Annotated in this window: 7 protein-coding genes; 5 read left to right on the top strand and 2 right to left on the bottom strand. The window is 63.6% G+C overall.

What is annotated here, in order from left to right; translation table 11 throughout:
• The first annotated feature begins 384 nt into the window (after positions 1-384).
• Together ACTHNE_RS04175 and ACTHNE_RS04170 are read left to right on the top strand one after the other, a co-directional pair.
• Positions 385-2034 carry an acetolactate synthase large subunit gene (locus ACTHNE_RS04175; protein ID WP_324942611.1) on the top strand — a complete coding sequence of 550 codons (1650 nt, stop codon included), beginning with the start codon at positions 385-387 and terminating at the stop codon, positions 2032-2034.
• Between the two features lie 2 nt (positions 2035-2036).
• On the top strand, positions 2037-3467 hold the full coding sequence (locus ACTHNE_RS04170) for an aldehyde dehydrogenase family protein (protein WP_440268626.1): 1431 nt from the start codon (positions 2037-2039) through the stop codon (positions 3465-3467).
• Positions 3468-3597: 130 nt separating this feature from the next.
• On the opposite strand, the gene ACTHNE_RS04165 is transcribed toward ACTHNE_RS04170, so the two are convergent.
• Complete coding sequence (locus ACTHNE_RS04165; RefSeq protein WP_324942603.1) at positions 3598-4545, bottom strand: AraC family transcriptional regulator; 948 nt, start codon at positions 4543-4545, stop codon at positions 3598-3600.
• Positions 4546-4728: 183 nt separating this feature from the next.
• On the opposite strand from ACTHNE_RS04165, the gene ACTHNE_RS04160 reads away from it, so the two are divergent.
• On the top strand, positions 4729-5787 hold the full coding sequence (locus ACTHNE_RS04160) for an NAD(P)-dependent alcohol dehydrogenase (protein ID WP_440268625.1): 1059 nt from the start codon (positions 4729-4731) through the stop codon (positions 5785-5787).
• A gap of 179 nt (positions 5788-5966) precedes the next feature.
• On the opposite strand, the gene ACTHNE_RS04155 is transcribed toward ACTHNE_RS04160, so the two are convergent.
• Positions 5967-6725, bottom strand: a complete 759-nt coding sequence (locus ACTHNE_RS04155; protein ID WP_440268624.1) for a YdcF family protein — start codon at positions 6723-6725, stop codon at positions 5967-5969.
• A gap of 89 nt (positions 6726-6814) precedes the next feature.
• On the opposite strand from ACTHNE_RS04155, the gene ACTHNE_RS04150 reads away from it, so the two are divergent.
• Both ACTHNE_RS04150 and ACTHNE_RS04145 read left to right on the top strand, forming a co-directional pair.
• The gene (locus ACTHNE_RS04150; RefSeq protein WP_324942594.1) at positions 6815-7414 is read left to right on the top strand and encodes an IMPACT family protein; all 600 of its coding nucleotides are present in this window, start codon (positions 6815-6817) and stop codon (positions 7412-7414) included.
• Positions 7415-7525: 111 nt separating this feature from the next.
• The gene (locus ACTHNE_RS04145) at positions 7526-9298 is read left to right on the top strand and encodes an ABC transporter transmembrane domain-containing protein (RefSeq protein ID WP_324942591.1); all 1773 of its coding nucleotides are present in this window, start codon (positions 7526-7528) and stop codon (positions 9296-9298) included.
• Positions 9299-9482 lie beyond the last annotated feature (184 nt).

Raw genomic sequence — 9482 nt, 5'->3', positions numbered from 1 at the left:
GGGATTGCAGCAGGTCCATAGGTTGGGGTGCGAACCCTGACGCATCCCCACGTTTTTGCTCGATGATTTCAATAAAATCAGCGAGCTATACACCTTGCACATGATCTTCCAGATTACTGGGCCGTCATTCCCGCGAAAGCGGGAATCCATCTGCTCTGATGTAAAAGCAAAGATCGATTGACCAGCATTCGCTGTTGAAAAGCGCCTCCGCTTTCGCGGGAATGACGGCATTTCGGGCACATGTGCACCAAACGAAAAAACGTGGGGATATATCAGGGTGTGCACCCCAACCTACGCATCCATTCTTCACACGACTCAAACGCATCACCGCACGAATCGAACATTGGAGTACATATAGCATCCGTTATCCCCTGGAGACGATGCATGAAAGCGGCATCCCTGTTCGTTAAAGCGTTGGAAGCCGAAGGCGTGCGCAGCATCTTCGGCGTACCCGGCGAGGAAAACCTCGACCTGGTCGAGGCATTGCGCGAGTCTTCCATCAAGCTGATCGTGACGCGCCACGAACAGGCCGCCGGCTTCATGGCCGCGACCTGGGGCCGGCTGACCGGCGAAGCGGGCGTAGCCCTGTCCACCCTGGGGCCGGGCGCCACCAACCTTGTAACCGCGGCGGCCTATGCCCAACTTGGTGCCATGCCCATGTTGATGATCACCGGCCAGAAGCCGATCCGCACGCACAAGCAGGGCCTGTTCCAGCTGGTCGACGTAGTCGACATGATGCAACCGCTGACCAAGTACACGCGGCAGATCGTGTCGGCCGCGACCATTCCCGCGCGCATCCGCGAAGCGTTCCGTCGCGCGGAGGAAGAGCGCCCCGGCGCGGTGCACCTGGAGCTGCCCGAAGACATCGCGCGCGACAGCGTGGATGATTACATCCTGCTGCCCACCGAATACGCCCGCCGCCCCTCGCCCGACGATGCTGCCCTGGTGCAAGCGGCCGAGGCGATCAGCAATGCGAAGCATCCGATCCTGATGATCGGCGCCGCGGCCAATCGCCAGCGCACCGCGGTGGCCCTGCGCGCCTTTATCGACAAGCTCGGCATTCCCTTCTTCACCACCCAGATGGGCAAGGGCGTGGTGGATGAAGAGCATCATCTGTGGTTGGGCAACGCCGCGCTTTCCGATGGCGATTTCGTGCATCGCGCGATCGACGCGGCCGACGTGATCATCAATGTCGGCCACGACGTGGTGGAAAAGCCGCCGTTCTTCATGCAGCGCGGGCGGCGCACGGTCATCCACATCAATTTCTCCTCGGCGGAAGTGGATACCGTGTATTTCCCGCAGATCGAAGTGGTGGGCGATATCGCGCACACGGTGGAACGCCTGACCGATGCGCTGGATGCACAGGCGCACTGGGATTTCCGTTACTTCAACAAGGTGCGCAAGGCATTCCATGCGCAGCTTGGCCAGTACGCCGACGAGGCGCGCTTCCCGATGCATCCGGTACGCATCGTGGCCGACACGCGCCGCGTCATGCCGGACGACGGCATCCTGTGCCTGGACAACGGCATGTACAAGCTGTGGTACGCGCGCTACTACAAGGCGCGCCAGCCCAACACGGTGCTGCTGGACAACGCGCTGGCCACCATGGGCGCCGGCTTGCCTTCGGCGATGGCGGCGAAGCTGGTGTATCCCGAGCGCAAGGTGCTGGCGATCTGCGGCGACGGCGGTTTCATGATGAACGCGCAGGAGCTGGAAACGGCGGTGCGGCTGAGGCTCGATCTGGTGATCCTGCTGCTGCGCGACGACGCCTACGGCATGATCCGCTGGAAACAGGCCGAGATGGGCTACGTCGATTACGGCATGCAGTTCGGCAATCCGGATTTCGTACGTTTTGCCGAAGCGCATGGTGCACACGGGCATCGCCCCGCCAGCGCAGATGAATTCCTACCCACACTGGAAAAGGCGTTCGATGAGGGTGGCGTGCACCTGATCGACCTGGCCATCGACTATTCCGACAACCACCGCGTGCTCGACGAAGAAATCCGCAGCCTAAGCGCAGCGGTGAAGGAGTGATCATGCTCGACAAAACCTATCCCTACTACCTCGCCAACGAGCCGCGTACCTCCTCCACCTTGATGGAGGTGTACGACAAATACAGCGGCGAGATCGCCACGCGCGTGGCCATACCGGACGATCAGGCGACCGAGGCGGCTATTCGCGCCGCTGTGCAGGCCGCAGGTCCCATGAAGAACTTCAAGCCCTGGGCGCGGCAGGCGGTGCTGCAGCATTGCGCGCAACGTTTCCAGGAACGGCATGAAGAACTCGCCATGGCGCTGTGCATCGAAGCCGGCAAGCCGATCAAGGATGCCGCCGGCGAAGTGACGCGCCTGATCGAAACCTTCCGCATCGCTGCGGAAGAAGCGGTGCGCGTGAACGGCGAAACCTTGAATCTCGAACTCGCCTCGCGCCTGGGCGGCTATCGCGGTTATACGCAGCGCGTGCCGCTGGGGCCCGTTTCATTCATCACGCCGTTCAATTTTCCGCTGAACCTGGTGGCGCACAAAGTGGCGCCGGCGATCGCCGCGGGTTGTCCGTTCGTGCTGAAGCCTTCGGAGAAAACGCCGATCGGCGCGTTGATCATCGGCCAGGTCTTGGCGGAAACGGATCTGCCCAAGGGCGCGTTCTCCGTGTTGCCGCTGGACGGTAAACACGCCACGCCGCTGGTCGAAGACGAGCGCCTGAAGCTGCTTTCCTTTACCGGCGGACAGATCGGCTGGGATCTGAAGGCGCGTGCGGGCCGCAAGAAAGTCACGCTGGAACTGGGCGGCAATGCTGCATGCATCGTGGATGCCGATCAGCATGCGCATCTGGATCGGGTGATCGAGCGCCTGATCTTCGGTGCGTTCTATCAATCCGGACAAAGCTGCATCAGCGTGCAGCGCATCTATGTTCACGTATCGCTTTACGACGAATTGAAGCAGCGCCTGGTTAAAGCCGTGCAGCAACTCAAGGCGGGCGATCCGAAGGATAAGAACGTGTTCCTCGGCCCGATGATCGATGAAGCGGCTGCGCAGCGCCTCGAAGGCTGGATCAACGAAGCGCAGCAAGCCGGCGGCACCATCCTGTGCGGTGGCAAGCGCAAGGGCAACATGCTGGAAGCGACCTTGATGGAGAAGGTGCCGAAGGATGCCAAGGTCAATCGCATGGAAGCGTTCGGGCCGTTTGCGTTGCTGGTGCCGTTCGAACGCATCGACGACGCATTTGCGATGGTCAACGACTCCGACTACGGCCTGCAGGCCGGCATCTTCACCGACAGCCTCGATCACGCCATGCGCGCGTGGAACGAGCTGGAGCAAGGCGGCGTGATCGTCAACGATGTGCCGAGTTTCCGCGTGGACAACATGCCGTATGGCGGGGTGAAATTGTCCGGTATCGGCCGCGAAGGTGTGCGTTATGCGATCGAGGATATGAGCGAGATTCGCTTGATGGTGGTGCGGGAAGCGTAGTTAGGATGCAAGATCCCGATATCACGCATTGATTGCATATGGCCATGTTGGGGTTTGCACCCCAACCTACACGCGCTGCCGTAGGTTGGGGTGCAAACCCCAACGTCGCCATGTGCATTCCGCGTTGGAGTCACGCGGGTATTTCGAGCTCTGCACTGGGCATCGCCCGCAGGCGCATCACATCCCGCAGCGGCGGCGCGCCATGCTGGCGGCTGTATTCGCGGCTGAATTGGGAGGGGCTTTCGTAGCCGACGCGATGCGCCGCGGTCGCGACATCGCAGCCTTCGGTCAGCAGCAAGCGCCGCGCCTCATGCAGGCGCAGCACCTTCTGGTACTGCAGCGGACTCATCGCGGTGATCTGGCGGAAATGGTGATGCAGCGACGACGGGCTCATGTTCACCATGCTGGCGAGCTCGGCGATGCGCAGCGGCTTGTTGTAGTGCTGCCTTAGCCACTGGATCGCCCGCGCAATCTGCTGACCCTGCCCGCCGGCGGTGACGATCTGCGCCAGGCGTGCGCCCTGCTCGCCGGTGAGCAGGCGATAGATCAGCTCGCGTTCGATCAGCGGCGCCAGCAGCGGCAGGTCGCCGGGATGCTCGAGCAGGCGCACCAGGCGCAGCAAGGGGTCGAGCACTTCGGTGCCGACCGGGCTCAAGGCCAGGCCGCGCGCGGTGGCGCCGGAGGGTTTGGGCAATGCCACCTCGGACAGCCATTCGCCGATGCGCATCGGGTCCAGGCGCAAGGTGACGCACAGGCATGGCGCCTGCGGCGAAGCGCGCACCACCTGCGCGGTTACCGGCACGTCGATGGAGTTGATCAGGTAATGACCGAATTCCTGCTCGAAGCGGTCCTCCCCGACCAGGATGTGCTTGTTGCCCTGAAGCAGCAGGCCCAGGCAGGGCTCGTACATGGCGCAGCTGCGGTCGCTGGGCGTATCGGCGCGAAAGAACGACAGCGCCGGCCAGGCCGTGGCGGTGACGCCTTCGGCCTGAGCGTATCGTTCAACCAGCGCTGTCAATTCCTCGCGGTCCTGTTCGAGGCGGGTGGGCATCTCGATCGGCTTGAGCTGGCTGTTCATGCGGGGGGAGTGGGCTGCCGAAAACAAGCGAAGATTGCCTGTTCCTACAGGCCAAGGCGAGTACCCACACGGGCATTTTGCAGGATCGTGCAAGCATCCAGCAGGATCGCGCTACCGGGAATTTTGCTGCGCTGCGCATACTTTGCGGTCTCGCCCCTCCCCTCCCGTCCATTGGAGAACCGCATGGCCCTCAGCATTCGCGGCTACGCCGCGCAATCCGCCACCACGCCCCTGGCTGCGCACCAGTTCGAACGGCGCGATCCGCGCGCGGACGACGTGATGATCGATATTCTCTACTGCGGCGTCTGCCACTCCGACATCCACTCGGCCCGCAACGAGTGGGGCGGCGCCAAATATCCGCTGGTGCCCGGCCACGAAATCATCGGCCGCGTTACCGCGGTCGGTGCGCAAGTCACCGGCTTCAAGCCCGGCGACCTGGTGGGCGTGGGCTGCATGGTCGACTCCTGCCAGCACTGCGACGCCTGCGCGCGAGGCCTGGAGCAGTATTGCAAGGAAATGCCCACCTTCACCTACAACAGCACCGATCGCCACGACGGCCGCATGACCTTCGGCGGTTATTCCGAGCGCATCGTGGTGTCCGACAAGTTCGTGCTGCGCATTCCCGAAGGCCTCGATCCGAAAGCCGCCGCACCACTGCTGTGCGCTGGCATCACCACCTGGTCGCCGCTGCGCCACTGGAACATCGGCGCAGGCCACAAGGTGGCGATCGTCGGGCTTGGCGGCCTCGGCCATATGGGCCTGAAATTCGCCAAGGCGATGGGCGCCGACGTCACGCTGTTCACGCGCTCGCCCGGCAAGGAAGCCGAAGCGCGCCGATTGGGCGCCGATCACGTGGTGCTTTCCACCGATCCGGAACAGATGGCCGCCGTCGCCGGCCACTTCGATTTCATCCTGGACACGGTGCCGCACCAGCATGACCTCAATCCGTATCTCGCCACGTTGAAGCTGGATGGCGTGCACGTGCTGGTGGGCCTGGTGGAGCCGGTCAATCCGCCGGTGCATGCCGGTGGCCTGATCTTCGGCCGCCGATCGCTGGCCGGCTCGCTGATCGGCGGTATCGGCGAAACGCAGGAGATGCTGGATTTCTGCGCCGCGCACGGTATCGGCGCGGATGTGGAGATGATCCAGATGCAGGACATCAACGAGGCTTACGGACGGATGCTGGCCAGCGATGTGCGGTATCGGTTCGTGATTGATATGGCGTCGTTGAAGGCTGCGTGATGCTGCTTTTCTCCCTCCCCTGCTTGCAGGGGAGGGTCGGGGGTGGGGTTGCGCGAGCTTGCGGCGCTGTTGGAATTCATCGCGAGGTTGCTTGACCCCACCCTAGCCCTCCCCTACTTCGCAGGGGAGGGAACGGATCATGGCAAGCTGAAATTTAGCGTCGCTATTGAAGCCTACGCTCAAGGCGCCCCATACCTGCTGGGCGGCGCATTCCACCCAAACGCGTTGTACATGTGATACGTCAGCACCCCCACGTATTCGTGCAACGCCGCTTCCGTCAACGCTACGTTCCAGCCGTTCGGGAACCAGCTCAGGCGCGCATCCGCGTAATCCGCACGCACCGGCAGCGCATCGATACCGAAGTGTTCGAAATACTTTTGCGCCCGGCGCATATGGACGGCCGACGTCACCAGCACCACGCGCTGCGGCGCATAAGCCTTGAGCATCGGCTGCACGAATTGCGCGTTCTGCCAGGTATTCATGCTGCGTGTTTCCAGCAGGATATCGCTGCGGTCCACCCCCATGCCCTGCAACACCTCGCCATAGGCCGCCGCTTCGGCGACGCCGTTGCGGAACGGATCGCCGCCACTGACGATCACCTTGCAGTCGTTGCCGCTTTGCTTGCACTGGCGATACAGGATGTAGCCCTCCGCCAGCCGCACGCCGGCGAACAAGGTGGGGTTGACCTGTCCGGTCGCGATGACGCGCGAGGTACCCACACCCAGGATCACGATCGCGTTGCGCGGCGTCCAGCTCACGCTGGGCCGGGTCGCATACGGGGCTTCCAGATGGGTCAGCAGCCAGGCCGGCAACGGTCCGCAGGCGCTGGCCACGAACAGCACGAACGCCAATCCATAAAACACCCACCCGCCACGCCCGCGGCGAAAGCGGCTGACCGCATAACCCAACACGCAAAGCAGAAACAGCAGCAGCAACATGCACGCGCCTTCCCGTCAAAAACCGGCAGCGTAACGCAACTGGGTATACGTGATATGACTGCCGGCGGCGATTCACCTACCCTTGCGGCATGAGCTCGATGTTGCACACCCTGGCCGCCCCGTACCAGCACAGCGAAGACATTCGCAAAAGCCGCTTTCTCGCCCATGCCGCGCCGGTGACTACGCCGCAGCAGGCACTGGCGTATGTGCAGGAGGTCAGCGATGCCTCTGCCACGCACAACTGCTGGGCTTATCGCATCGGCCAGGATTACCGCTTCAACGACGACGGCGAACCCGGCGGCACCGCCGGCCGCCCCATCCTGCAGGCGATCGAAGGCCAGGGCATCGACCGCGTCGTGGTGGTGGTTACGCGCTGGTTCGGCGGCATCAAACTCGGCGCCGGCGGCTTGGCGCGCGCCTATGGCGGCACCGCCGCCGAGTGCCTGCGGCTGGCCGAACGCACGCCGATCGTGGCGATGGCGCGGCTGGGCGTGCACTGCGACTTCGCCGACCTTGCCCTGATGAAGGCGCGCCTGAAGGATCTTGGCGCCGCGTTCGAGCAGGAGGCGTTCGATGCCGAGGGCGTCACCTTGCAGCTGAGCGTGCCTGCCGATCGGATGGTGGAGGTGAAGGCGCGTATCGTGGATATCAGCCGTGGGCGTAGCGAGGCGTTTTTGTTGGATTCCTAAGGGCGCAACCTTTGCACATGGCAACGTTGGGTTTCGGCTGCCTCCAGGACGATGATTGAATCGCTCGCCACCAGCCCCATGTCGGATCGATCCTGACTGTGGCGAGGCCTCATGAGCACGACTCCTGCGAACGATCCCAAGCCACGTCGCCGTATCGGTTCCCTGCGGCTGCTATGGCCGTTCATCAAGCCGCATCGCGCGTTGGCGTTGGGATGGCTGGTATTTCTGGCCATTTCCTCCAGCGCCACGCTGGTGCTGCCGATGGCCGTGCGGCACATGATCGATCACGGTTTTCGCAACTCCAGCATCACTGCCATCAACACCAGTTTTCTGGGTCTGTTCGCCGTGGCCCTGGTGATGGCCTTCGCCACCGCCGCGCGCTACTACTGCATCACGTTGCTGGGCGAACGCACGCTGGCCGCGTTGCGCGCCAGGTTGTATGCGCATGTGATTCGCCTGGACGTCGGCTTTTTCGAACGCAATCGCGTGGGCGAACTGATTTCCCGTCTGGGCACCGACACCGAAGTGGTGCAGGCGTTGGTCGGCTCGGGCATCTCGGTGGCCTTGCGCAGCGCGGTGATGCTGGTGGGGGCGACGGTCGCGATGATTTGGACCAGTCCGCGCCTGGCCGGTTTGACCGCGCTGGTGATTCCTGCCGTGGTGTTGCCGATCCTGATTTTCGGCCGGCGCGTGCAGAAACTTTCGCGCGCCAGCCAGGATCGTCTCGCCGATGCCGCGGCGGTCGCCAACGAAACGCTCAATGCCGCGCCGGCGGTGAAGGCGTATGCGCGCGAAGACATCGAGAGCGATCGCTATGGCACGGCGATCGAACGCGCCCTGGCCACTGCGCGTCGCCGCATCGGCATGCGTACTGGGCTCACCGCTGCGGTGATCGTGCTGTTCTTCGGCGCGATCACACTGGTGCTGTGGGTGGGCGCGCGCGACGTACTCGCCGGTAACCTGGATGCCGGCGTGCTCGCGCAGTTCGTGGTGTACGCGATGCTGTCGGGCGGTTCGATGATGGGCCTTTCGGACGTGTGGGGCGACGTGCTGCGCGCGGCCGGCGCGATGGAGCGCATCGGCGAGCTGTTCAGTGAGGAAGCGAGCATCGCCAACCCACCTCACCCGCAAACCCTGCCGCGGCCGGTGCGCGGCGCGCTGCGTTTCGAGGACGTGGAATTCCACTACCCCACCCGTCCGGATGCGCCGGCGCTGCACAGCTTCAATCTCGACATCCGGCCCGGCGAAACGGTGGCACTGGTCGGGCCGTCGGGTGCCGGCAAGAGCACGGTGTTCGCCTTGCTGTTGCGCTTCTATGACCCGCAACGCGGGCGCATCCGTTTCGATGGCATCGACCTGCGCGCCATGACGCTGCCCGAACTGCGCGGCGCGATTGCGCTGGTGCCGCAGGAGACGGTGATCTTCGGCGGTACCGCGGCCGACAACATCCGCTTCGGCCGGCAGACCGCCACCGACGAAGAAGTGCGCGCCGCCGCCCGCGCAGCCGAAGCGCACGATTTCATCCAGATGCTGCCCGATGGGTACGAAGCGGAACTGGGCGAACGCGGCGTGCGCCTGTCCGGCGGCCAACGCCAGCGCATCGCCATTGCGCGCGCGATCCTGCGCAACGCGCCGCTGTTGCTGCTGGACGAAGCCACCTCGTCGCTCGACGCGCAATCGGAAGCGGCCATCCAACAGGCGCTGGAACGACTGGAGAAAGGCCGCACCACCCTGGTGATCGCCCATCGCCTGGCCACCGTGCAGCGCGCGGACCGCATCGTGGTGATGGATGGCGGGCGCATCGTGGCGCAGGGCACGCACGAAAGCCTGTTGGCCGAAGGCGGACTTTACGCCGAGCTGGCCAGGCTCCAATTCGTCGCGTAGGTTGGGGTGCAAACCCCAACATTGCCATGTCCATGCATCACGACGTTGGGGTTTGCACCCCAACCTATGTATGGACTCGCCCCCTACGTCAACCGCTTTTTTCATTCCCCGAAGGCCGGCTGCATCTATGTATAAGGCCTCATCAAGGTGGCAACACGTGCCACGGGCACACCATCGTTTGAGC

The organism is Dyella sp., assembly GCF_051954575.1.
In the GTDB taxonomy this organism is placed as follows: domain Bacteria; phylum Pseudomonadota; class Gammaproteobacteria; order Xanthomonadales; family Rhodanobacteraceae; genus Dyella_B.
Note: the sequence above shows the minus strand (reverse complement) of the source record. Positions and strands in the feature narration are given on the sequence as shown.

Coding starts and splice junctions, on each gene's coding strand:
- ACTHNE_RS04175 (WP_324942611.1), top strand. CDS start 385: ATGAAAGCGGCATCCCTGTTCGTTAAAGCGTTGGAAGCCGAAGGCGTG.
- ACTHNE_RS04170 (WP_440268626.1), top strand. CDS start 2,037: ATGCTCGACAAAACCTATCCCTACTACCTCGCCAACGAGCCGCGTACC.
- ACTHNE_RS04165 (WP_324942603.1), bottom strand. CDS start 4,545: ATGAACAGCCAGCTCAAGCCGATCGAGATGCCCACCCGCCTCGAACAG.
- ACTHNE_RS04160 (WP_440268625.1), top strand. CDS start 4,729: ATGGCCCTCAGCATTCGCGGCTACGCCGCGCAATCCGCCACCACGCCC.
- ACTHNE_RS04155 (WP_440268624.1), bottom strand. CDS start 6,725: ATGTTGCTGCTGCTGTTTCTGCTTTGCGTGTTGGGTTATGCGGTCAGC.
- ACTHNE_RS04150 (WP_324942594.1), top strand. CDS start 6,815: ATGAGCTCGATGTTGCACACCCTGGCCGCCCCGTACCAGCACAGCGAA.
- ACTHNE_RS04145 (WP_324942591.1), top strand. CDS start 7,526: ATGAGCACGACTCCTGCGAACGATCCCAAGCCACGTCGCCGTATCGGT.